The organism is Lacinutrix iliipiscaria (assembly GCF_042686125.1).
Classification (GTDB): domain Bacteria; phylum Bacteroidota; class Bacteroidia; order Flavobacteriales; family Flavobacteriaceae; genus Oceanihabitans; species Oceanihabitans iliipiscarium.
The window spans coordinates 670,047-694,583 of the sequence record NZ_JBHUOV010000001.1 but is presented as its reverse complement, the minus strand read 5'-3'; the positions used below and the strand labels follow the sequence as shown (position 1 = coordinate 694,583).

Here is a 24,537-nt window from a genome sequence, read left to right as displayed (position 1 = left end):
TACTTATACTTTCTACACAAAACTTCTAAAAATAGTGAAGCGTAATAAGAGCTCTAAGACTAATAGCAATCCTGCTAATAGCACTAGAGGACGATATTTTTCTTCGTAATTATAAAACTTAAATTCTTCTATTTCTGTTTTTTCAAGCTTATTAATTTCATCATAAATTTCGGCTAACTTCTGAGTATTTGTTGCTCTAAAGTATTTTCCACCAGTAGTTTCGGCTATTTCCTTTAGCAGTTCTTCATCAATTTCGACTTGCACACGTCCATACTGAAAATTTCCACTCGGTAAGATTGAAATTGGTGATAAAGCCATTCCATTGGTTCCTAATCCAATGGTGTATGTTTTTATACCATATTCAACAGCTAGTTCACTGGCTATTTTTGGGTCAATAAACCCTGAATTATTGACACCATCTGTTAATAATATAATAACCTTACTCTTCGCTTTACTATCTTTTAAACGGTTTACAGAAGTTGCTAAACCCATTCCAATAGCTGTCCCTCCTTCGATTATGTTATTGTACTTAATGTCATTTAAAGAGCGTAATACAATAGATTTATCACTTGTAATTGGTGTTTTTGTATAGCTTTCTCCTGCATATTCTACAAGTCCGATTCTGTCATTTGGCCTACCTTCAATGAATTCGGCTGCAACCGATTTTAAAGCTTCAAGTCTATTAGGTCGTAAATCTTTAGCTAGCATACTTGCAGACACATCAATAGCCATAACAATATCTATGCCTCGCGTGGTTTTAGTTTTAGTTGAAACATCTACAGTTCTAGGTCTTGCTATTGCTGTTATTAATGCAGCTAATGCAAATAAACGTAATACAAAAAGTAAATGTCTTAGTTTTGGTAACCAAGATGATGTTACTTTAAAGCCTTTTAAACTAGAAATTTTCAACTCTGCGGTTTGTTTGTTGTGCTTAAAAATGTGCCATAGCACAACTAGAGGCAGTAATAAAAACAACCAGAATAATTCTTTATTTAAAAATTCAATACCTTCAAACATGTACAATCTTCATTTTAATTATCGTCTTGATTTTTCTCAGGCGATGCTTCTTTTGTGAGTTCAACTGAATCTATTATTCGCTCAACAATATCTTGAGCATAAGTATCCTCTTTTCTCCATGTTATTGTAATTTGCTGTATTACATTTTGAGTTGTAAAATGTAATAACACGTATTCGCCTTCATAAAAGGCATCTGCATTCAAAACAGGGAAATTTGCAGAGCCATACGTTTTAAGCCCTTCGGCAGTGTTTGGGGTTACAAACTTATCGTGTTTCACCAAAATATTTTCTATCCCTTGCGCTTCCATTTGCTTGATAGCACTTTCGGCTGCTTGATTAAGATCTATTTCTTCTTGAGCTTCATGATTCTTTAATTTTGCGGTAGAAACACTCACGCTAAAGAAGTCTAATATACTTCCATAACTAAAGTTGGTCATTTCCATTTGCGCTTTTACCTCTTCAGGAATTGGAGGGTTGTCGCGTTTTAAAACTTTTGGTGTTGATATTGTTATTGGTGGAAAACCATAATCACTTGTCACCCAATGTCCTTCTAATAATTCTTTACTCTCATGACCTATAATGGTGTCTTTAACATAAGTGAAACCGTATTTCAAACCGAAGCCTACAAAGGTTGCAATTAAAAGCCCTAGAACCACTGCAACAGTAATAATTGTTTTTTTCTTTTTCTTTTTGCGTTCTAATTCTTCTTGATACTGTTCGTTTAATAGCTTCTCCTCTTCGGTTGGTTCGGGAAGAGCATCTTTAACCTGATCAATTTCTAAATCAATAGTATTTCTATCTAATTTTGCAAGTTCTATATCTGGCGCAGATTTTGCGAATTTGACTAAATCGGCACGTTTAAGAATTGTTTCAATGTTTTTAATATCGTCTTTGCTTAAATCTATTTGACTACCATCTTTAAGTAGATTTAGCCTATCTATTAACTCGTCTGTTGTGCTTTCAAGCGCATGATCATACACTTTTTCATCTAAATATTTTCTAATAATGAACGTTAACTCAGAATAATAACCTTTTAACTCTTTATTTTCTAAATAGTTGCTTTCGTCTAATTCCTGAAGTGCTAATTTTGCACGATCATAAGGCGGAAGCTGAGCAATTTTTTCTTCTTTAGAAAGTGGTTTTGTTCGCCAAATAAACCAATATAAAAGAAACCCTATTAATGATAAAATAAGTAATGTTAGTAAAACATACTTCCACCATTGGCTCGGACTTTTTTCAACTGTAATAAAAGGCTTAATGTCATACAACCCTTGCTTAGTTGTATCGACAATCACATTTTTAACTTCTACCTGAAGTGAGTCTGTGTAAAACACTTTAGAGTCAATAACAATTTTTTGACGCGGAATGGTATATGCTCCAGAATCAAATTGAGTAAGACCATATTTCTTAATAAGGTTATACTTATCATTGTTTTTGGTTGTGTCTACTTTATATGATTCAATAACTTCTAAAGGAAGAAACGTTTGCCCTTCAGGAAAAACCACAACATTTGTTGTGTCAGTCTCAACCTGAATTTTAAACGTGATTTGTTCTCCAATTTTTATAGACGTAGAATCAATTGAAGATGTTACTTGTGCTGATAAGATAAAAGGCAAAAAAAGGCAAGCTAACGTCAGAAATACTGAAGCCTTGGCCGTTTTTACATCTCTATTTATAAACTCTATTTTCTTCACTTTAAATACTGTTATCCTCTACGTTTAAAATAACCTAATAATTTTTTCACATAACTTTCATCAACACGACAATCTATAGTTCCTGAACCCGATTTTGCAAAGCTATCTTTAAAGTACTCCACTTTATCATGATAGAATCTGCCGTAGTTTCGACGTACCGTTTTAGACTGTGTATTGACGAGCATTAACTCTTCAGTTTCCTCATCTTGCATTTGCACCATTCCTATGTTAGGCATCTCTTGTTCATGTTTATCATACACACGAATTCCAGTAACATCATGTTTTCCTGAAGCGATTTTGAGGTTTTGTTTATAGTTGTCTGCAATAAAATCAGATAAAATAAAAACAATCGCCTTTTTCTTCATCACATTAGATAAAAATTTCAATGCTTCAGCAACATTTGTCTGTTTACTTTTAGGTTCAAATTCTATAAGTTCTCTAATAATGCGAAGAACATGTGAGCGTCCTTTTTTTGGTGGAATATAAAGTTCGACTTCATCTGAAAATAAAATCAGTCCAATTTTATCATTATTCTGAGTTGCTGAAAACGCTAAAGTTGCTGCGATTTCAGTCACAATTTCATTTTTGAATTGGTCTTCGGTTCCAAATAATTCGGAACCAGAAATATCAACCATGAGCATCATGATGAGCTCACGTTCCTCCTCAAATACTTTTATATAAGGTTCGTTATAACGCGCAGTCACATTCCAATCAATATTTCGAACATCATCTCCATATTGATATTGGCGCACTTCAGAAAAGGTCATACCACGCCCTTTAAAGGTCGAATGGTATTCGCCTCCAAAGATATGATCAGACAAACGTCGTGTCTTAATCTCAATCTTGCGTACTTTTTTTAGTAATTCTTTAGTGTCCATTATTCATTCAGCATTATAAGGTAGGTCATAAATAAGAAACTACTATGGTACTTCAATCTCGTTTACAATTTTGTTGATGATATCTTCTGAAGTTACATTTTCGGCTTCAGCTTCGTAAGTAATCCCAATTCTATGACGTAAAACATCATGAACTACTGCTCGAACATCTTCAGGAATCACATAGCCTCGACGCTTAATAAAGGCGTAACATTTAGCCGCTGTGGCTAGATTTATACTACCACGAGGTGATGCTCCAAAAGAAATTAAAGGTTTTAAATTAGCTAGTTTATATTTTTCAGGATAACGTGTTGCAAAGACAATATCGAGAATGTATTTCTCAATTTTTTCATCCATATATACTTCACGAACTGCTTCTTGAGCTTTAAGAATTGTTGCTATAGAAACGACTGGATTTACTTTTTCAAAAGCACCTTTTAGGTTTGCTCGAACAATCATTTGTTCTTCATCCATTTTAGGATAGTCAATAACGGTTTTCAACATAAAACGGTCTACTTGTGCTTCAGGTAAAGGGTAAGTTCCTTCTTGCTCTACTGGATTTTGAGTTGCCATAACTAAAAACGGTTTGTCTAAAACAAACGTTTCATCACCAATAGTCACTTGTTTCTCTTGCATGGCTTCAAGTAAAGCTGACTGTACTTTTGCAGGCGCTCTGTTAATTTCATCAGCAAGCACAAAATTGGCAAAAATAGGTCCTTTTTTTATGGTGAAATCGTTTTGCTTCATGTTGTAAATTAACGTTCCTGTAACATCAGCAGGTAATAAGTCAGGAGTAAATTGTATTCTACTAAAGCTGCCATCTACAGCTTGAGATAGTGTATTAATAGCTAATGTTTTTGCTAGACCAGGCACACCTTCTAATAAAATATGGCCTTGACCCAATAATCCTATTAGTAAACGTTCAACCATGTGTTTTTGCCCTACAATGACTTTATTCATTTCTAAAGTCAATAAATCTACAAAAGCACTTTCTTTTTCAATTTTTTCATTAATAGACTTAATATCAATAGTCCCTGTATCTTCCATCATATTTTAATTTTTAATCTCTAGAATTTATCATTCTTAATTTGGAAGTGCAAATTGTTAAAATTTTTCGTTCATCCCTGTTAATAATTGGTTAAAAATTGCCCTATTTAAAAGACTTTATGCGTTTTTAGTTTAGTATTTTTAAACTTCAAATTTTTTTATGACAAAAACAGCCTTAATTACTGGAGCAACAAGCGGAATAGGTCGTGCTACAGCGCATGAATTTGCGAAACATGGTATTAAACTTATCCTTTGTGGAAGAAGACAAGAACGGTTAGATACTATCGAACAAGCCTTAAGCAAACAAACAGATGTATTTACTTTAAATTTTGATGTTCGGAATAAGCAAACCGTTTTTGATGCGATTGCGTCACTTCCTGAAAACTTTAAACAGATCGACATCTTAATTAACAATGCAGGTAATGCACACGGATTAGACCCAATTCAAACTGGAGATATAGAAGATTGGGATGCTATGATGGACATTAATGTAAAAGGGTTATTGTATGTTAGTAAAGCGATAATTCCTCAAATGACTCAGAGACAATCTGGTCAGATTATAAATATTGGGTCGTCAGCAGGAAAAGAAGTCTATCCAAAAGGTGGTGTTTACTGTGCTAGTAAACATGCCGTTCTAGCAATAACCGAAGGTATGCGAATAGATCTTAACCCTTTTGGTATTAAAGTTGGTGCAATTAATCCTGGATTAGTTGAAACAGAATTTTCTCAAGTACGTTTTAAAGGTGATGCTATTGCAGATCATGTATATAAAGGATATAAAGCGCTTCAACCTGAAGATATTGCAGACATTATTTACTTTGCTATTACTCGTCCTGCACATGTAAACATTGCAGACTTATTGGTGTTTTGTACTGCTCAAGCAAGTTCGACTATTGTAAAAAAAGAATTATAATTTCTTCGCTAGAAAGACATCATGATTAACAAACGTTTACTTATTAAAAACCTTCTTGCTCATAACGATGAAAATAGTTTTTATGACAAAAAACGAAAAATAGATATTAGTCAGAAGGAAGGTAAAGCTAAATTTTTAAAACATGTTTGTGCACTCTCTAACAGTAACCCCAAAAACAACTCCTACATTGTTATTGGTGTTGAAGATGAAGATAATAACATTATTGGAGTCGATTTTTTTGATGATAGCAAAATCCAAAACCTCATCAATGCCTATTTAACCAACCCTCCAATAGTACAATATGAAAACATTCCTTTTCCTCATTTACCTGACAATAAGGTTGTAGGTTTAGTGACTATTAGACCTATAGACAGTCTCACTTCTTTGCGGAAAAATATATGGAAGTACTATGGTGGCTCTGTATTTTTCAGAGATGGAAGCATGAGCATGCCTAAGGTTTTTGATATTGAAGTTAAAGATGTTAATTCAAAAATTGTTGAGGCTATTGAGAATCATGCGCAAAATAATATTCAACATACACTTGATGCTGTTTTTGAGTTTTTAAATAAGCGTAAAGATTACAATCCGCAGTATAAAGTTTTTAAAGAGTATTTTGTGTTGTGTTGGTCTGGTCAAAAAAAAATAGTTGACGATACTATTTTCTACTCTAGAGTAGATATTGAAATGGTGAATGAACAAGTGCGTTTATTTTTTTCAACTTTAGATGAAGTCGCTATAAGTTTTGACAATGATGGCTTTAAAATTATTGAATACGTTAATCTTGGTCTTCAAAACACATCTAAGTATTATCCTTTAGAGGAAACCTTGATTCAATTTTCTAACAATGCCAATTATACGATTGAGACTAAGCTTCTTTTTGAACCGCCACAATTCGATAAAAAAGTTTTGCATCATATTTATAATGCCAACAATGCTATTTTAGAAAAACTAAAAAAAGGATTAAAGCTTAATAAAAATGAAGAAATTGATTTAATGAATATGCCTGAAACCTATTTAATCTGCTATTTAAATTCATTTCATGAGGCTATTGATAAATTAGTCGAAGTGAAGCCATTTATTAAAAAGTATAGTGCTGATGCGTATATCTTATATAAAGAATCTTTACGCATATTAAGGAAAGTTAAATATAGCTAAATGACCAACTATACAAAAAACACAACCAACTATATAAAATTTCAAGCTAACCATATATTTCTATAGTTAAGCATGCTTTGTTTATTATATATTTGTGGAGCTATTAATCGTAAGATATTAAACCTTGCTTAACCCTGAATGAATTAGGTCTGAGGCAAGGTTTTTCTTTTTTATTCAAAAAAAAGCCGTTTTCAATGAAAACGGCTTTTTGCTTAATATTTCTGATATCTATAACAAATAGATTATAAGAGCTACTAACGGAGAAAATCCTAAACACGAAATTAAAAGACGATATTTGGATTTTTTAAAAATCAACAATAAAATTATTGGTAGTATAATAAATACTAAAATGCTAATCAGCAATAAATGCCACATTTCTATTATATAGTTGAAACCTTCGCCATCATAATCCAAATAAGCGAAAATATTTGTGAATACAACATCTATAAGTACTAATATTAAGACATCTTTAATTTTCATTGCTATATATTACAAATCAAACTTAATCCCTTGCGCTAAAGGCAGTTCGTCAGAATAATTGACTGTGTTTGTTTGTCTCCTCATATACACTTTCCATGAATCAGATCCAGACTCACGTCCACCACCAGTTTCTTTTTCACCTCCAAAAGCACCACCAATTTCAGCACCAGATGTTCCAATGTTGACATTAGCAATTCCACAATCAGATCCAGCATATGATAAGAATTTTTCGGCTTCTTTCATTTCATTGGTCATAATAGCAGAAGATAAACCTTGAGCAACTCCATTTTGTTTTTCAATGGCATTTTCTACCTCTCCAGAATACTTCATTAAATATAAAATTGGAGCAAACGTTTCGTGTTGTACAATTTCAAAATGATTCTCAGCTTCAATAATTGCTGGTTTAACATAACACCCAGACTCGTAACCTTCACCTTCTAAAACGCCACCTTCAACTAATACATTTCCGCCTTCAGCTTTCGCTTTTTCAATTGCAGCTAAATAGGTATTTACAGCATCATGATCGATTAATGGTCCAATATGATTTTTTTCGTCTAACGGGTTTCCAATAGTTAACTGACCATAAGCACCTACAATAGCATCACGTACTTTATCGTAAACAGATTCGTGAATAATTAATCGTCTTGTCGATGTACAACGCTGTCCACAAGTTCCAACAGCACCAAAAACAGCACCAGGAACCACGACTTTTAAATCGGCTGAAGGTGTAATAATAATGGCATTGTTTCCACCTAACTCTAATAACGATTTCCCGAAACGTTCGGCAACCGTTTTACCAACGATTCGTCCCATTCTTGTAGATCCTGTAGCAGACACAAGTGGAATTCTTGTATCTGTTGTCATCATTTCACCTACTTTATAGTCGCCATTAATAATACAAGAAATCCCTTCTGGTAAATTGTTTTCTTTTAAGATGTCTGCAATTATATTCTGGCAAGCAATAGAACATAAAGGTGCTTTTTCTGAAGCTTTCCAGACACATACATCACCACAAATCCAAGCTAAAGCTGTGTTCCAAGACCAAACTGCAACAGGGAAATTGAATGCAGAGATAATTCCAACAACACCTATAGGATGCCATTGTTCTCTCATCACATGTCCTGGACGTTCAGATGGAATCGTTTGTCCGTTTAATTGTCTTGATAATCCAACTGCAAAATCACAGATGTCAATCATTTCCTGAACTTCGCCATAACCTTCTTGTAAAGATTTACCCATTTCATAAGACACTAACTTACCTAAAGGTTCTTTTAAGTCTCTTAATTTGTTTCCAAACTGACGCACAATTTCTCCACGTTGAGGCGCAGGAACATCTCTCCACGTTTTAAAAGCTTTAGTTGCTGTGATCATCACTTTTTCATAATCATCTCTTGTAGTCGCTTTTACTTTTCCTATAAGTTGTCCATCAACAGGCGAAAATGATTCTATAATGTCTCCATTTGAAAAACTATTTGAACCTGTAGAAGTTCCTTCATTTATATCTTTAACTCCAAGTTGTTTTAGAGCTTTTTCAATTCCGAAATCGGTAGCGATTGCTTCCATATATGATTGTGTTTTATGATTTATTAAAATGTGATGCAAATATACTAATTTATTGTCTGGTGTTATTCAGAAATAAATCTTAAAATATTACCTTTAAAAACATATTGATTTTTATAATAAGTCTAAACTTTATGATGATTTTAACAGCCTCAAAACATCTAAACCGTTTCTAAAAGAAGTAATTATATTAACAGGAATTGTATTACACTGCTTTAACAAACGTTCAACAATAAATATCTAAGCACTATGAAAATTAAAAAGCTATTTACTCTAGTCTTACTACTAACTATAGTGTTTTCATGTAAAAAAAAGGAAGTCGAAACCGATAATTTATTTAAGTTTAAAAACTATATAAGCTACACCACTTCTGGTCGCGTTTCGGTTACTAAACCTATTGAAATTAATTTATCTAATGATGTTGATGCTTGGGAAATCAATCAAGAAATTGAAGACCATATTATTACTATTAAGCCTCAGGTGTCTGGCAAAATCATTGTTAACAACAAACATTCAATTCATTTTATTCCAGATGAACCATTAGATGCAGATACCGAATATACAGTAAATCTTAAATTAAGTTCTATTTATAAAAACATCCCTTCAGAATTCAAAACCTACACCTTTCAATTTAAAACCATTACCCCTAATTTTAATCTTGTCACGAACAACTTACAGTCCTATAGTAAAGAATGGCAATACCTTGAAGGTGTGCTTCGGGCTGCTGATGTCATTTCACTTAATGATGCCAAGCAGTTGGTTAACGCGTCTCAAAAAGGAAAAAAAATTGACATTGTTTGGAATGAATCTTTTCAAAATTCTAAAGTTTTTGAATTTAAAATTGATAGTATTAATCGATTTATAGATGACAGCGAGATATTAATAAAATGGAACGGAAAAGCCATAAAGGCAGACAATATTGGGGAAAACACAATTCTAATTCCTGGGCAAAACAATTTTGTAATTACCAAAATGGAAGTGGTTCAAAGCCCAGAACAATACTTATCTATTAATTTTTCAGATCCATTAAAAAAACAACAAAATTTTGATGGTTTAGTTACCATTCAAAACGTGAAAAACCCCAAATATATAGTCGATGGTAACGTACTAAAAGCCTATCCAGACACTAAAATAGTTGGCAATGTGCAAGTCGATGTCTTTCAAGGCATTATAAACACTGAAGGCTTTAAACTCAAAAAACCATTTTCAGAATTAATAGCTTTTGAAGATGAAAAACCTCAAATTCGACTTATTAGCAATGGTGTGATTTTACCAAATTCGCAAGAATTAAAGTTCAATTTTGAAGCTGTAAACCTGAAAGCAGTTGATGTTCGTATCATTAAGATTTTTGAAGATAATATCCTTCAATTTTTACAAGACAATAATCTTAACACCAACAATAGAAATGATGTGAGACGTGTTGGTCGTCGTATAGCAAAACAAACCATAACTTTACAGGATGAAGCAGAAAATACTGGGAAATGGAAAGCTTATAGCATCGATTTATCTAAATATATTAAAGCCGATCCTGGCGCTATTTATCGTGTTGAATTAGATATTAAAAAAGAATATTCGCTATATAATTGTGAAGGGAATCAAAATATCACAAATGTTGAAAATAATGACGATTATTATGAAGAGGACGACTATGAAGACGATTATTACAATGAGTATTCAGCATCATCTACCGAAGATGAAGACCTACGTGAAGAAGCATATTGGGACAATTTAACCTACAGCTACAGAAACAATTATTACAACTGGAACGACAGAAAAAACCCATGTAAAGAAGCCTATTACCAAAACCAAACCGTAGCTCAAAATCTTCTGGCGTCCAATCTAGGCATCATTGCAAAAAAAGGTGCAAACAATAAATATTACTTTGCCGTAACTAATATCTTAAATACGAATCCAGAAGCCAACACTTCAATTACACTTTATAATTTTCAGCAACAAGAAATTCTTTCTACTAAAACAGATGCTGATGGATTAGCTACAGTTTCTACCGAAAACCATGCTGCTTTCGCGATTGTTTCCAAAGGAAATAATACAAGTTACATTAAACTAAACGATGGAAACTCACTGTCTTTAAGCAAATTTGATGTCTCTGGAAACCAATTACAACGCGGACTTAAAGGCTATATATATGGCGAACGTGGTGTCTGGAGACCTGGAGATTCGCTACACCTTACTTTTATGCTTAATGACGCTGGAAATAAACTCCCAATAGGACATCCTGTGAAAATGGAGGTCACAGACGCTAATGGGAAATTAGCCTATAAAAAGGTAACCACAAACAACCTTAATCATTTTTATACGTTTACTGTTCCTACGTCTTCTGAAGATAAAACAGGAAACTGGAACGCTAAAGTTTCGGTTGGTGGTGCCACTTTTTATAAAAGACTAAATGTTGAAACGGTTAAACCAAATCGTTTAAAAATTAAAGTCGATTTTGAAGATGATATTTTAACAGGAACAAACCCTCTTAATGGGAAATTAGATGTAAAATGGCTTCATGGTGCGCCTGCTAAACATGTAAAAACAGAAATTAAAGCGAAATTTAGCAATTCTTATTCTAGTTTTAAAAACTACAAAGCATATGTGTTTCGTGATCCTTCGCGTTCGTTTTCTTCGGAAGAAGTCATTGTTTTTGATGGCAAGGTTAATGAAGAAGGCATAGCTAATATTACCAACAAACTCAACGTCGGAAGTAACGCTCCAGGTATGTTAAATGCTCAATTTTTAGTACGTGCTTTTGAAAATGGTGGAGACTTCTCTATGGATACCTTCACTAAAGAATATGCGCCTTACACCTCTTTTGTTGGACTGAAATCTCCTCAAGGTAATGCTTATGGCTCCTTTTTTACAGATGAGAATCAAACCTTTGATATTGTAGTCGTAGATGCTCAAGGCAAACCCTTAAAAAGAAGTGGTTTAGAAGTGAAAATCTACAAAATAAATTGGCGTTGGTGGTGGAATTCTTCTTATGATGATTTAGCTTCTTATACTTCAAGCTCGTATCATCAGCCTTATAAAAACATGAAGCTCGATACAGATGCAGATGGGAAAACCAGTTTCAATTTAAATATTCCTGAAAGTGATAGAGGGCGTTTTTTAATTCGTGTCATCGATCCAAAAAGTGGTCATGCTACAGGACGAACAGCTTATTTCTATAAAAATTGGTATGTGCCTTATGGAGATAAAGAAGCGGCAAAAATATTAGCTTTTGCTGCAGATAAAGAAAATTATAATGTTGGAGAAACAGCTAAAATAACCTTCCCTTCTAGCCCTGAAAGTCGCGCATTAATAAGTATAGAAAATGGTACAGAAGTTCTCGAATATAAATGGGTAAAAACAGCAACTGGAGAAACCACTGTTAATATTCCTATAACTTCACAAATGGCACCCAATGTCTTTGTAAATATTTCACTTTTACAACCTCATGCGATTACTGCTAACGATTTACCTATTCGACTTTATGGTGTCATTCCTATAATGGTCGAAGACCCAAGCACTAAGCTAGAGCCAGAAATTAAAATGCCAAATACTTTGCGTCCAGAACAAGAATTTGAGGTTGTTGTCTCAGAAAAAAACAACAAATCAATGACCTATACTATTGCTATGGTTGAAGAAGGTTTACTCGATTTAACACGATTCAAAACACCAAATGCTTGGGATGAATTTTACAAACGCGAAGCCTTAGGTGTAAAAACTTGGGATATTTTTGACGATGTTATTGGTGCCTATTCTGGAAGTATTGATCAAGTATTTGCTATTGGTGGAGATGGTAGTGCTGCAAAAGGCAAAAATAAAAAAGCAAATCGTTTTAAACCTGTTGTGACATTTTTAGGGCCTTTTCAACTCAACTCTAATGAAGATAAAACTCATAAAATTAAAATGCCAAATTATATTGGATCTGTAAGAACAATGGTCGTTGCTGGAGATGTTTCTATGGAAGCTTATGGCAGTACAGATAAAACTGTTCAGGTGAAAAAACCATTAATGGTATTGGCAACGCTTCCGCGGAAATTAAGTCCAGGTGAAAAAGTAACACTTCCTGTAACTGTTTTTGCTATGGAGCCTAATGTGAAGAATGTAACTATTAGTTTAAATTTAAGTGATGGTATTTCTGTGGTTGGCAACAAAAATCAATCTTTAGCTTTTTTGAAACCCGATGAGCAAATGGCTTATTTTGAATTAGATGTTAGCAAAGCTAAAGGTGTTAATACTGTTGAAGTTATCGCGTCTGGAAATGGCGAAAAATCTACCTATAAAGTGGAGCTCGATGTGATAAACACAAACCCTATATCTTCTGTTACTTTAGATCAAACCCTTGAAGCAAATGCATCTGAAACTTTAGGTTTTTCAACCTTCGGCGTTCATGGAACGAACACTGCAACCGTTGAGTTTTCAACCATGCCTCCAATGGATTTCTCAAAACGCTTACAATACTTAGTACAATATCCTCATGGTTGCGTAGAGCAAACAACATCGAGTGTGTTTCCTCAATTATATTTAAATGACATTTTCGATTTAACACATAAAAAGAAACAAGAAATTCAATCCAATATAGAAAATGGCATCAAACGATTAGGCTTTTTCCAAAGACCCAATGGAGGTATGAGTTATTGGATGGGAGAACACTCTGCTGATGATTGGGGAACGAGTTATGCTGGTCATTTTATGATTGAAGCTGAAAAGAAAGGCTTTGTGCTTCCGCTCACTTTTAAAAGTAATTGGATCGCTTATCAAAAACAAGCGGCTCGTGATTGGAGGCCAAGCTATAAAGTCTATAATTCTGATTTAGCACAAGCATACAGGTTATACACATTAGCATTAGCTGGTAGTCCAGATTTAAGTGCCATGAATCGTTTACGTGAATTCACAGAAATTTCTAATGAAGCCAAATGGCGTTTAGCTGCTGCTTATGCTTTAGCAGGACAAAAAGAAGCAAGTGCCCAAATTTCTAAAATGGCCAATATTGAATTTAAAGTGCCTAAATATAACTACTACACTTATGGTTCAAGAGATAGAAATCGTGCCATGGCATTAGAAACAATGGTTATTACAAAAGATCAACGCGCTAGAGAACTCTCTAAAACAATCGCAAAAGATTTATCTAGTAACCGTTGGATGAGCACACAAACTGCAGCATATAGCTTATTAGCCATGGCAAAAATGGTAGAGGCCAATGGCGGAAAATCACTAAAGCTTGACTATACTATTAATGGAGAATCAGAATCTATTAATACCAAAAGCGCTATTGCACAACGAGACCTTATAATTAAGGAAGGAAGCAATGCATTATCTTTTAAGAACAATCAAGGCAATGTAATTTATGTTCGTGTGTTAAACTCTGGGAAACTCCCTTTAGGTGAAGAATTGACCGAGCAACGCGGACTTAGTGTTTCTGTGGTATATAAAGATGTAAAAGGAAACCTGATTGATATCTCAAAGCTACAACAAGGACAAGATTTTGTGGCAACAGTTAAAGTGAGTAATCTTAAAAATGAACGCATTAATGATGTGGCTTTAACACAAATTTTTCCTTCAGGTTGGGAAATCATCAATACACGTTTTACAGATTTTGGGAGCGCAACGACAAGTCAGGCACGTTTTACAGATATTCGTGATGATCGTGTAAACTTCTATTTCGATTTGCCTCAAAAAGGAAAATACGACACCAAAACGTTTAATGTGATGTTAAATGCATCGTATCTTGGCACCTACTATTTACCAGGTGTACAAGCTGAAGCCATGTATGATAATGAATTTTTAGTAAGAACAAAAGGTCGTTGGATTGAAGTCACTAAATAATAACTTTATGAAAGAATTTAAACCCTATTACGCAGTCATTTTCACCTCAACTCAAAATGAAAATATAGAAGGTTATGCTGAAATGGCTGAAAAAATGGAAGCTCTAGCAAAACAACAAGATGGATTTTTAGGAATAGATTCCGCAAGAAATGATGTTGGCCTAACCATAAGCTATTGGGAAAGCTTAGATGCTATCAAAAAATGGAAGCAACACAATGAACATCTAGTGGCTCAGCTTAAAGGAAGACAAGATTGGTACAATTGGTACCATGTTAGAATTTGCAAAGTAGAACGTGAGTATGACTTTAATTCGTGAACAAAATAATAGCTTACATAAAACGCCACAAAATTAAATCAGCTGTATTAGTCGTGCTTTTAACGGCTTACTATTTCTGTTTACCCAAACAGCTTTTTGAAGATCCTACAGCGACTGTTATAACAAGTGCTAATAATGAATTATTAGGTGCTCAAATTGCTAAAGATGGTCAATGGCGATTTCCACAAAACGACAGTATTCCTGAGAAATTTAAAACGTGTATTATTCAATTTGAAGATGAATTCTTTTACAAACATCCTGGGTTTAATCCTATTTCTATTTTTAAAGCACTTCGTGACAATGTGAAATCTGGAGCAATAAAACGTGGAGGAAGTACCATCACCCAACAAGTCATTCGTTTATCTAGAAAAGGTCAACAAAGAACTTATTTAGAAAAAATTAAAGAACTTATTCTAGCCACACGATTGGAATTCCGCGAAAGCAAAGAACAAATATTAACCTATTATTCTAGTCATGCACCTTTTGGTGGAAACGTTGTTGGCATTGATGCAGCTTCATGGCGCTATTTTAACAGAAATGTCAATCAACTCTCTTGGGCAGAAAGTGCTACTTTGGCGGTCTTACCAAATGCACCAAGCTTAATCTATCCTGGTAAAAACCAAAAACTCTTAATAGAAAAACGCAACCGCTTACTTAAAAAACTGCTTCATAAAAGCATTATTGATACATTAACTTACAATTTGTCTGTTGCTGAAGGCTTGCCACAAAAACCATTTCCATTGCCACAAACGGCGCCACACTTATTACAAAAAGTAGCTAAAAAAAATTATGGACAACGTGTACAAACGACCATTAATTTAAGTCTTCAAAAACAAACCAATGCCATTGTAAAAACCCATTACAACCTATTAAAACAAAACGAAATTCACAATATATCTGTTTTAGTTTTAGATGTAAAAACGCGTCAAGTTTTAGCTTATGTAGGAAATTCGCCAACTGACAAAACTCATCAAAAAGATGTTGACATCGTTGACAAACCTAGAAGTACAGGAAGTATCTTAAAGCCCTTTTTATATGCTGCCATGTTAGATTCTGGAGATCTTTTACCTAATACTTTAATTGCAGATGTACCATCTCAATTTGGAAACTATACTCCTGAAAATTTCAATAAAGAATACGATGGCGCTGTTCCTGCAAGTCGTGCATTATCTCGTTCGTTAAATGTTCCAGCGGTTCGAATGCTTCAAAGTTTTGGTCTTGATCGATTTCATCATTATTTAAAAGAATTAAAGTTGAAAGACCTCAAGTATAATGCAAATCATTATGGTTTAACATTAGTTCTTGGAGGTGCAGAAAGTAATCTTTGGGACTTATGTAAGAGCTATGCTTCATTGTCTTCTACATTAAATCATTATACTGAAAACTCTAGTGAGTATTATTCAAATGAATTTTGTGAACCTACGTTTTTGGCTTCAAAAAGCATAGATTTCGGAAAAAAAAGCCCTGAAAAAACATTATTTGACGCAGCTTCCATTTATCTGACTTATGAAAGTTTAAAGGAAGTCAATAGGCCAGAAAATGACGAAAATTGGGAGTTTTTTGATGGTTCTAAACCCATTGCCTGGAAAACAGGAACAAGTTTTGGTTTTCGTGATGCTTGGGCTATTGGGACGACCAAAGATTACGTGGTAGGTGTTTGGGTTGGTAATGCTGATGGTGAAGGACGACCAGGTTTAGTTGGTGTACAAACAGCGGCTCCAATTTTATTTGATGTTTTTGATCTTTTACCAAATAGCGACTGGTTTTCAAAACCTTTTGATGACATGCAAGAAGTTGATATTTGTATTAAAAGTGGGTTTCGCGCGACTGAAACTTGCGAAAACACCGAACTTAAATACATTCAAAATAGTGGACTGAAAACAAAACCTTGTCCATATCATGTATTAATTCATTTAGACCAAAACGAACAGTATCAAGTCAATTCATCTTGCGAAAATATCAACAACATTGTAAACAAGTCTTGGTTTGTATTACCACCTTTAATGGCGTTTTATTACAAAACGAAAAATCCGTTTTATAAACCTTTACCGCCTTTTAGAAATGATTGCTTAGATGATTATGCAGCCTCTATGCAATTCATTTACCCTAAAGAAACCACAACGGTCTTCTTGCCAAAAGATTTTGATGGAAAGACCAATGAACTCATTTTAAAAATTGCACATTCTAAGCCAGAAACGACATTGTTTTGGTATATAAACGACATCTTTTTAGGTACGACAAAAGACATTCATGATATGGCTATTAGCCCAAAAGTAGGGAAACACCTCATTACTGTAGTAGATGAGTTAGGGAATGAAGTTAAACGATGGATTGAAGTTTCAATATAATCTAACGCAACGAAAAACCTTTGGCTGCCCACCATGGATGAATTTCTATTTCTAATCGACCTGCTTTTACCATGGGATCAGAGTTTGCTAAGCTATCTGCCATCTTTTGAGTAGGTACATTATAAATAGTTATGCCTCGTATATCGCCATCATCACCAAAAGGTCCAGAAATATCTGCATAACCTAAATCATACATCTTTCCTAAATGATTAAGATGCTCTTCTTGTAAAATTTTAGCTTCTTCTTCGTTTTGATTTCTTATGGGTCCACGCTTTAAAAAAGCTATAAAATATTGTTGCATCAAAATCGTGTCTTTGGTTTCTTCATCAACATAATCAAAAATCTGAAATCCGTCTTTAGTAAGCTGTGCTTTGAGTTCGGCTACAGACGGCTTGACCTCTTCTATTTCTTCAATAATTTGTTCAACAACTTCAGTTTTTGGGACTGTACTTATATCATCTTTAATCTCTTCACTAGTAATATTCGATTCTTTTTTACATGCCATAAGAGTGATGGCTGCAAAAATTAAAACTATAATCTGTCTCATAATTTCCAGTTTTTATATGGTTGTTTACTTAATTGTGAATTATAATATTTAGGGTTTCCTGTAACTTCTTTACCAAGCCAATCTGGTTTTGGAAATGACTCATCTTCAAATTTTAATTCGACTTCTGCAAGAACTAAACCTGTATTATCTCCTAAGAATTCATCGACTTCAAAAATATGATTCTCAACTTTGATTTCGTATCGTATTTTATCGATAATACCTTTTTTACAAAGCTTTAACAGTTGTTTAGCTTCATCTTTAGAGATTTTTTTTTCCCATTCAAATCGGGACAAACCATTTGCAGATGATTTTCCTTTTATGGTTAAATACCCTTGTTCTCCTTTTAGCCTTACACGAACCGTTCTTTTTTTATTTGTACTTAAAAAGCCTTGCGTGATAGGCGTGTGTGTGTACGCTTGATCTTTAAAAACATTTGAAGTTACTAAAAATTTACGTTCAATTTCTATACTAGATATGTGATTTTGATTTGTCATTAATATAAATTGTTGATAAAGCAATTAATGCAATTGCAGACCAATAAGTGGAAGAAATTAAAAATTGTGCTATTGTGAAATCAGATATAAACTTACCAATAGACAAAACAGTATCTGATACCATAAATAAACAAGCGCCTATAGTAATTAGCAAAAAACCATATTCCTTTTTCCAAACATATAGGTTTATGGCTTGCCAAGCCATAAGAACAATACATGTAATGTATAATATAACTGGTATAAGTAAATCACCTAAATGATTTTTTAAATTAAAAAAGATAATACTCGCTATCATTAATAATGGAATTAGAGTTTTTATGTTTTTTGAAAACCCATTTATCGTCGTAAAGGCATATATAAATAAAACATGACCAATTAAAAAAGAAGCTAGTCCAAAAACAAAATAACTATCAAACATTAAAAACACATCTCCAATAAGGCAGAATATTAAGCCTAATAATATGATGTTTTTATAGGGTTTTAAAGTGTTCTTAGCGTATAGTACAGGTAAAAGTATAACTAGAATTGTCGACAATGGTTTGAAAATAAAGTGCATTATCTTATGCTCTATATATACAGAGGTTATTGTGAGTATTACAGAGATAACAATTAAGACTAAGTGTGTCCTCTTTTTCATATTTTAAATAAATATTTTACATTCAAAAGTTCGAGATGCCCAAATTAAAAGACAGATAATGTCTAAATTTACATTATGTCTAGCGATTTACCAATACGAAAAATTATTCATGTTGATATGGATGCATTTTATGCCTCTGTAGAGCAAATGGATAATCCTGAACTCAAAGGAAAACCTATTGCTGTTGGTGGCAGTGGAACACGTGGTGTTGTTAGTGCTGCAAGTTATGAAGCACGAAAATTTGGTGTGAAAAGCGCCATGAGCGGCATGCAAGCAAGACGAAATTGTCCAGAACTTATTTTTGTAAGACCTCGATTTGAACGTTATTCAGAAATTTCTAAACAGATAAAAAAAATATTTTATGACTACTCAGATAAGGTTGAACCTTTGTCTTTAGATGAAGCTTATATAGATGTTACAGAAAATAAAAAGGGAAATCCGAGTGCCACATTAATAGCGAAAGAGATTCGTGAGCGTATTTTTAAAGAAGTGGGGTTAACAGCCTCTGCAGGCATTAGCATTAATAAATTTATTGCTAAAGTCGCGAGCGATTATAATAAACCTAATGGACAAAAAACCGTTAATCCAGAAGATGTGTTACAATTTTTAGAAGACTTAGACATTAGGAAGTTTTATGGTGTTGGTAAAGTTACCGCTGAAAAAATGTATCAAAAAGGCATTTTTACTGGAAAGGATTTAAAATCAAAATCTGTAGCCTATTTAGAAGAGCACTTTGGAAAGTCTGGGAAATCGTATTATTATATTGTTCGTGGGATTCATACTAGCGAGGTTAAACCCAACCGAACACGAAAATCGTTAGCTGCAGAACGTACGTTTAATGAAAATTTATCTTCTGAAATCTTTATGTTGGAAAAATTAGAGCATATTGCTGAAGAAGTCTCGAAACGTTTACATAAAAGTAAGGTCGCAGGGAAAACAATTACACTTAAAATTAAATATAGTGATTTCACCTTACAAACTAGAAGTAAGACTTTACCCTATTTTATAAGTGATAAAAGTATTATTCTTGAAACTGCTAAAGACTTACTGTATCAAGAAAAACTGAGTAATTCGGTTAGATTGCTTGGTATTTCTTTATCTAATCTCAACACAGAAAAAACGAAAAAAACGCTGACTAAAAAGGAGAAAGAAGTAAGTGTTCAATTAAAATTTGAATTTTAAATCTTACACTAAAGCCTCTAAATTCTTTGAATCTGCGTTAACGATTGCAGCGGCATCCTTTTTATACTGAATCAAGTACAGTATAAAAAGATATAGCGGAAAGCGTGGTTTTTGTGTCACACAAAAAAACGCCCAAATTCTAAAAACTACAACTCGTAATTTCTGTAACGCGTAAAGTATTCACCATTCCTTTCTCTTGAATAGGCATTGCAGCTAAACTCACTAACATATCGCCTTCTTCGAGGTAGCCTTTTTTACAAGCTATGGCATTTACATCTTCAATGGTTTCGTCTGTACTCACAAACTTGTCATAGAAGAATGCTTTTACGCCCCAAAGTAAATTGAGTTGGGTTAAAATGCGCTTATTAGATGTAAAAACTAAAATATGTGCTGCTGGTCGCCACGCAGAAATTTGAAACGCGGTGTATCCACTATTTGTAAGTGTTGAAATACCTTTGGCGTTAATTTCGTTAGCCATATTGGCTGCGTGATAACAAATAGACTTTGTAATGTAACGTTTGGTACGAATATGAGGTGGTAAATGAGGTACTTGAATTAAGGGTGAATCTTCAACACTTTTTACAATGTTAGCCATTTGCGTTATTACTTGCACAGGATATTGTCCGACTGAAGTTTCACCAGAAAGCATTACAGCATCAGCGCCATCCATAACCGAATTGGCCACATCATTAACTTCTGCTCGTGTTGGTGTGAGGCTAGAAATCATGGTTTCCATCATTTGTGTGGCAATAATAACTGGGATTCTTGCTTTTTTGGCGCGTAAGACCAACTGCTTTTGGATAAGCGGCACTTCTTCTGCTGGAATTTCAACGCCTAAATCACCACGAGCGACCATAAGTCCGTCGCAATACGCCACAATTTTATCTATATTTTCTACAGCTTCAGGCTTTTCGATTTTTGCAATTATAGGAATTTTATGATCGCTATGTTTTTGTATCAATTCTTCAAGTTGCATTAAATCTTCGGCATGACGAACAAAAGACAAGGCCATCCAATCTACTTTTTGCTCTATAGCAAAAATAGCATCTTCAATATCCTTTTCGGTTAAAGCTGGTTGTGAGATATTGGTATTGGGAAGGTTAACTCCTTTTTTAGATTTTAGAGGTCCACCTTGAATCACTTTAGCTTTGACTTCAGATTTTTTATCTGTAGAAAGGACTTCAAAAATAAGTTTTCCATCATCAAGTAGAATACGCTCTCCAGGTTTGGCGTCTTGTGGGAAACGATCGTAAGTCATATAGACACGTTTTTTTGTGCCTTCAAAACGCTCTCCAGTAGCGAAAATTATTTCATCGCCTTCTTTAACAATAACATCGCCTTTCATGGCGCCAACGCGCAATTTTGGTCCTTGTAAATCGCCTAAAATTGCAGCGTTATAGCCAAACTCATCGTTGAGTTCTCTTATTGTTTTGATGCGTTTTTTTACATCATTATAATCTGCATGAGAGAAGTTTATTCTAAACACATCAACACCTTCATCAAGCATGGCTTTTAAAACTTTTTTTGTGCTTGTTGCTGGTCCTAATGTGGCTACTATTTTGGTTTTTTTTCTTTTTAACATTAATTGAATATTAAATTATCAGTGGTTTTTAATTGGGTCGCATCTATACTATATGCTGTCATGACTTGTGGAATACTAAGAATTTTATTTAAAATGACTTTTTCAATATTTTGATTTGGTATTTCGCTAATTTTTAAAATAAAATTCACCTTTTTATATTCTGGAATAAGGTGTTTCGTTTTCGTGAAACTTTCATCATTAATAAATAACGAGTCTGCATCAATAGCATCTTTAACTTCTATTTTACAAGTATTAGACGCTAAATTCCATACGGTTAACTGTTTGTCATCTTCCCATTCAAAAATTGAATAACTAGAAGTATCGTTGTATTCTATATCTGAAGCTTTGCGTTTAAGGTTTAAACCTAGATGTTGATTTAATAAATACGCTAGTCTATAATCTTCAATTGAACAATGTATTCCAATTAAGGCATAGTCTATATCTTCTAAAAAATCTTCAAGAATAAGTTTACGCACAGTTATAACTTCCTATTAATTCATGTAAATATAATATTAAAAACGATTAATTATGTTAAGTTAAAGGTAATCTTAAAAGGAAATTATTACGAAAACGTTATCGTCACTAAAGACTTAAATCGCTCTAGGAATTTGTTTTTGAAATACAAAAAAAGCGCGTTTTGAAGCTTTTTCTTCGGCCTTCTTTTTTGAGGTTGCTCTTGCTTTAGACACAATCTTCTTGTCTATTGAAAGTTTTACAGAAAAATGTCTAATATCATCATTCCCTGTATCTTCATAAACATCATAATTAAATGCCTTCTTTTCCTTTTGGCACCATTCTATTAGTAAACTTTTATAACTTATGACTTTGCCTTCTAATCTTTCGATGTCTACATGTGGAGTAATAACTCGATGAAAAATGAATTTTTCACAATACTTATATCCTTTGTCAAGAAATATGGCGCCTACAATTGCTTCGAATAAATTTCCATGAATATTATCTCCAAACTGACCTTTTGGGATTTTGCTGTCAACAAATTCAATTAGTTTTAGTTCTCGACCCAGTTCGTTTAAATGTTCTCTGCTCACAATTTTAGAGCGCATTTTGGTAAGATAGCCTTCATCTCCACTAGGGACTTCTACATATAAATGAGAGGCAATTACAGCACTTAGCATGGCATCACCTAAAAACTCAAGCCGTTCGTAATTAATAGCATGTCCTTTGCTATTTTTTATATTCATTGAACGATGAGTGAATGCTGTTTTATAAAATTTTATCCGTTTTGGTTTAAACCCTAAAATTTTATTCAAAGCCGAAAAAAAATTCCCATCATCATTAGATTGGGAATTCAATATGTTACGAATGTAGCTCATTCGAAATTTAATCTAGTTTCTTGAATACTACGCAAGCATTATGTCCGCCAAACCCAAAAGTATTACTCATCGCGACTTTAATGTCTCTCTTTTGCGCTTTATTAAGAGTTAAATTTAATTCAGGGTCAATATTTTCGTCTACAGTCGTATGATTGATTGTTGGAGGCACTATACCATGCTCGATGGCTAGGATAGACGCTATAGATTCTATAGCACCAGCAGCTCCTAATAAATGACCAGTCATTGACTTTGTTGAATTAATATTTATATGTTTGGCATGACTACCAAAAACTTCTGAGATTGCTTTTAATTCAGCCACATCACCTAAAGGTGTTGATGTACCATGAGTGTTAATATGATCTACATCTTCTGGTTTCAGTCCTGCGTTTTCTAAGCAATTTTTCATCACAGCAATAACACCTATACCTTCTGGATGAGGTGCTGTCATGTGATACGCATCAGATGACATTCCGCCACCAAGTACCTCAGCATATATTTTAGCTCCTCTTGCTTTTGCATGTTCGTATTCTTCTAGGATGATAGCACCTGCACCTTCACCTAAAACAAAACCATCTCTGGTGGCGTCAAAAGGTCGTGATGCTGTTTCTGGGCTTTCGTTTCTAGTTGATAAAGCGTGCATGGCATTAAAGCCGCCCATTCCTGCAATAGCTACTGCGGCTTCACTACCTCCAGTAACTATAACATCACAATGTCCTAAACGTATATAGTTTAAGGCATCAATCATAGCGTTAGCTGAAGAGGCACAAGCTGAAACTGTAGTGTAGTTAGGTCCCATAAATCCATGTTTAATGGATATATTTCCTGGGGCAATATCAGCAATCATTTTAGGGATAAAAAACGGATTAAATCTTGGAGTACCATCGCCTTCAGCAAAGTTGAGTACTTCATTTTGGAATGTTTCCAGTCCTCCAATTCCTGCTCCCCAAATAACACCTACTCGTAATTTATTTATAGTATCAAGATCTAACTTAGCATCTACGATAGCTTCATCTGAAGCTACCATAGCATACTGAGTGAACTTGTCCATTTTACGAGCCTCTTTTCTATCAAGAAAATCGGTAGCGTTAAAGTTTTTTATTTCACAAGCGAATTTTGTTTTGAACTTTTCAGTATCAAAATAGGTTATAGGTGCAGCGCCACTTTTCCCACTAATTAAAGCATCCCAATATTCATTCTTGGTATTACCAATTGGTGTTAATGCGCCTAAACCAGTAACTACAACTCGCTTTAGTTCCATAAAGTTTGTTCTTATTTAGCTTCTTCTATATATGAAATAGCTTGACCAACTGTTGCAATATTTTCAGCTTGATCGTCTGGAATTTGAATATCGAATTCTTTTTCGAATTCCATGATTAATTCTACAGTGTCTAATGAATCTGCTCCTAAATCGTTTGTGAAGCTAGCTTCAGTTACAACTTCGTTTTCATCAACACCTAATTTGTCTACGATAATCGCTTTTACTCTTGATGCAATGTCTGACATAATCTTTTTAATTTTAAGTTTTAATTAGATGGCAAAAAT

Annotated in this window: 19 protein-coding genes; 6 read left to right on the top strand and 13 right to left on the bottom strand. The window is 33.8% G+C overall.

Features of this window, described 5'->3' with window-relative positions; translation table 11 throughout:
• Positions 1-12 precede the first annotated feature (12 nt).
• Genes ACFS5M_RS03070 through ACFS5M_RS03055 form a run of 4 tightly spaced genes read right to left on the bottom strand, consistent with a single transcriptional unit; the run spans position 13 to position 4,636 of the window.
• Entirely contained in the window at positions 13-1,017 is a 1,005-nt protein-coding gene (locus ACFS5M_RS03070; protein ID WP_183485588.1) for a vWA domain-containing protein, read from the bottom strand.
• A 14-nt stretch (positions 1,018-1,031) separates the two neighbouring features.
• Positions 1,032-2,711, bottom strand: coding sequence for a hypothetical protein (locus tag ACFS5M_RS03065; protein WP_379897827.1), 1,680 nt, complete (start codon positions 2,709-2,711; stop codon positions 1,032-1,034).
• Positions 2,712-2,722: 11 nt separating this feature from the next.
• Positions 2,723-3,589 (bottom strand): DUF58 domain-containing protein, encoded by an 867-nt coding sequence (locus tag ACFS5M_RS03060; protein ID WP_183485585.1) that lies wholly within the window; start codon positions 3,587-3,589, stop codon positions 2,723-2,725.
• A 42-nt stretch (positions 3,590-3,631) separates the two neighbouring features.
• Positions 3,632-4,636 carry an AAA family ATPase gene (locus ACFS5M_RS03055; RefSeq protein WP_183485582.1) on the bottom strand — a complete coding sequence of 335 codons (1,005 nt, stop codon included), beginning with the start codon at positions 4,634-4,636 and terminating at the stop codon, positions 3,632-3,634.
• A gap of 157 nt (positions 4,637-4,793) precedes the next feature.
• On the opposite strand from ACFS5M_RS03055, the gene ACFS5M_RS03050 reads away from it, so the two are divergent.
• Positions 4,794-5,546, top strand: a complete 753-nt coding sequence (locus ACFS5M_RS03050) for an SDR family NAD(P)-dependent oxidoreductase (RefSeq protein WP_183485579.1) — start codon at positions 4,794-4,796, stop codon at positions 5,544-5,546.
• A 21-nt stretch (positions 5,547-5,567) separates the two neighbouring features.
• Positions 5,568-6,701 (top strand): ATP-binding protein, encoded by a 1,134-nt coding sequence (locus tag ACFS5M_RS03045; protein WP_183485576.1) that lies wholly within the window; start codon positions 5,568-5,570, stop codon positions 6,699-6,701.
• A 489-nt stretch (positions 6,702-7,190) separates the two neighbouring features.
• Here the strand turns inward: ACFS5M_RS03045 and amaB are convergent, their stop codons facing one another.
• Positions 7,191-8,744, bottom strand: coding sequence for an L-piperidine-6-carboxylate dehydrogenase (gene amaB, locus ACFS5M_RS03040; protein ID WP_183485573.1), 1,554 nt, complete (start codon positions 8,742-8,744; stop codon positions 7,191-7,193).
• A 246-nt stretch (positions 8,745-8,990) separates the two neighbouring features.
• Here amaB and ACFS5M_RS03035 point away from each other — a divergent pair, with 246 nt between their 5' ends.
• The 3 genes from ACFS5M_RS03035 to pbpC are packed head-to-tail and all read left to right on the top strand — an operon-like array spanning position 8,991 to position 17,222.
• Complete coding sequence (locus tag ACFS5M_RS03035; RefSeq protein WP_183485570.1) at positions 8,991-14,558, top strand: alpha-2-macroglobulin family protein; 5,568 nt, start codon at positions 8,991-8,993, stop codon at positions 14,556-14,558.
• A 7-nt stretch (positions 14,559-14,565) separates the two neighbouring features.
• Positions 14,566-14,874: an antibiotic biosynthesis monooxygenase family protein gene (locus tag ACFS5M_RS03030; protein ID WP_183485567.1), complete on the top strand. Its 309-nt coding sequence runs from the start codon at positions 14,566-14,568 to the stop codon at positions 14,872-14,874.
• Complete coding sequence (gene pbpC / locus ACFS5M_RS03025) at positions 14,871-17,222, top strand: penicillin-binding protein 1C (RefSeq protein WP_183485565.1); 2,352 nt, start codon at positions 14,871-14,873, stop codon at positions 17,220-17,222. The genes ACFS5M_RS03030 and pbpC overlap by 4 nt, the downstream gene beginning before the upstream one ends.
• 1 nt (position 17,223) lies before the next feature.
• Here the strand turns inward: pbpC and ACFS5M_RS03020 are convergent, their stop codons facing one another.
• Genes ACFS5M_RS03020 through ACFS5M_RS03010 form a run of 3 tightly spaced genes read right to left on the bottom strand, consistent with a single transcriptional unit; the run spans position 17,224 to position 18,900 of the window.
• Entirely contained in the window at positions 17,224-17,769 is a 546-nt protein-coding gene (locus tag ACFS5M_RS03020; protein WP_183485562.1) for a YciI family protein, read from the bottom strand.
• Positions 17,766-18,263, bottom strand: coding sequence for a CYTH domain-containing protein (locus ACFS5M_RS03015; RefSeq protein WP_183485559.1), 498 nt, complete (start codon positions 18,261-18,263; stop codon positions 17,766-17,768). Before ACFS5M_RS03015 ends, ACFS5M_RS03020 begins: the two co-directional genes overlap by 4 nt.
• Complete coding sequence (locus ACFS5M_RS03010) at positions 18,238-18,900, bottom strand: lysoplasmalogenase (protein ID WP_183485556.1); 663 nt, start codon at positions 18,898-18,900, stop codon at positions 18,238-18,240. The genes ACFS5M_RS03015 and ACFS5M_RS03010 overlap by 26 nt, the downstream gene beginning before the upstream one ends.
• Positions 18,901-18,975: 75 nt before the next feature.
• Here ACFS5M_RS03010 and dinB point away from each other — a divergent pair, with 75 nt between their 5' ends.
• Positions 18,976-20,082 (top strand): DNA polymerase IV, encoded by a 1,107-nt coding sequence (dinB, locus tag ACFS5M_RS03005; protein ID WP_183485553.1) that lies wholly within the window; start codon positions 18,976-18,978, stop codon positions 20,080-20,082.
• 139 nt (positions 20,083-20,221) lie between these two features.
• On the opposite strand, the gene pyk is transcribed toward dinB, so the two are convergent.
• The 5 genes from pyk to ACFS5M_RS02980 all read right to left on the bottom strand — a co-directional run bounded on the left by pyk (position 20,222) and on the right by ACFS5M_RS02980 (position 24,498).
• Positions 20,222-21,664: a pyruvate kinase gene (gene pyk, locus ACFS5M_RS03000; RefSeq protein ID WP_183485550.1), complete on the bottom strand. Its 1,443-nt coding sequence runs from the start codon at positions 21,662-21,664 to the stop codon at positions 20,222-20,224.
• Complete coding sequence (locus tag ACFS5M_RS02995) at positions 21,664-22,140, bottom strand: IPExxxVDY family protein (RefSeq protein ID WP_379897819.1); 477 nt, start codon at positions 22,138-22,140, stop codon at positions 21,664-21,666. The genes pyk and ACFS5M_RS02995 overlap by 1 nt, the downstream gene beginning before the upstream one ends.
• A gap of 114 nt (positions 22,141-22,254) precedes the next feature.
• The gene (gene rnc, locus ACFS5M_RS02990; RefSeq protein WP_183485547.1) at positions 22,255-22,995 is read right to left on the bottom strand and encodes a ribonuclease III; all 741 of its coding nucleotides are present in this window, start codon (positions 22,993-22,995) and stop codon (positions 22,255-22,257) included.
• A 7-nt stretch (positions 22,996-23,002) separates the two neighbouring features.
• Positions 23,003-24,253 carry a beta-ketoacyl-ACP synthase II gene (gene fabF / locus ACFS5M_RS02985; RefSeq protein WP_183485544.1) on the bottom strand — a complete coding sequence of 417 codons (1,251 nt, stop codon included), beginning with the start codon at positions 24,251-24,253 and terminating at the stop codon, positions 23,003-23,005.
• Positions 24,254-24,264: 11 nt separating this feature from the next.
• Positions 24,265-24,498 carry an acyl carrier protein gene (locus ACFS5M_RS02980; RefSeq protein ID WP_008269813.1) on the bottom strand — a complete coding sequence of 78 codons (234 nt, stop codon included), beginning with the start codon at positions 24,496-24,498 and terminating at the stop codon, positions 24,265-24,267.
• Positions 24,499-24,537 lie beyond the last annotated feature (39 nt).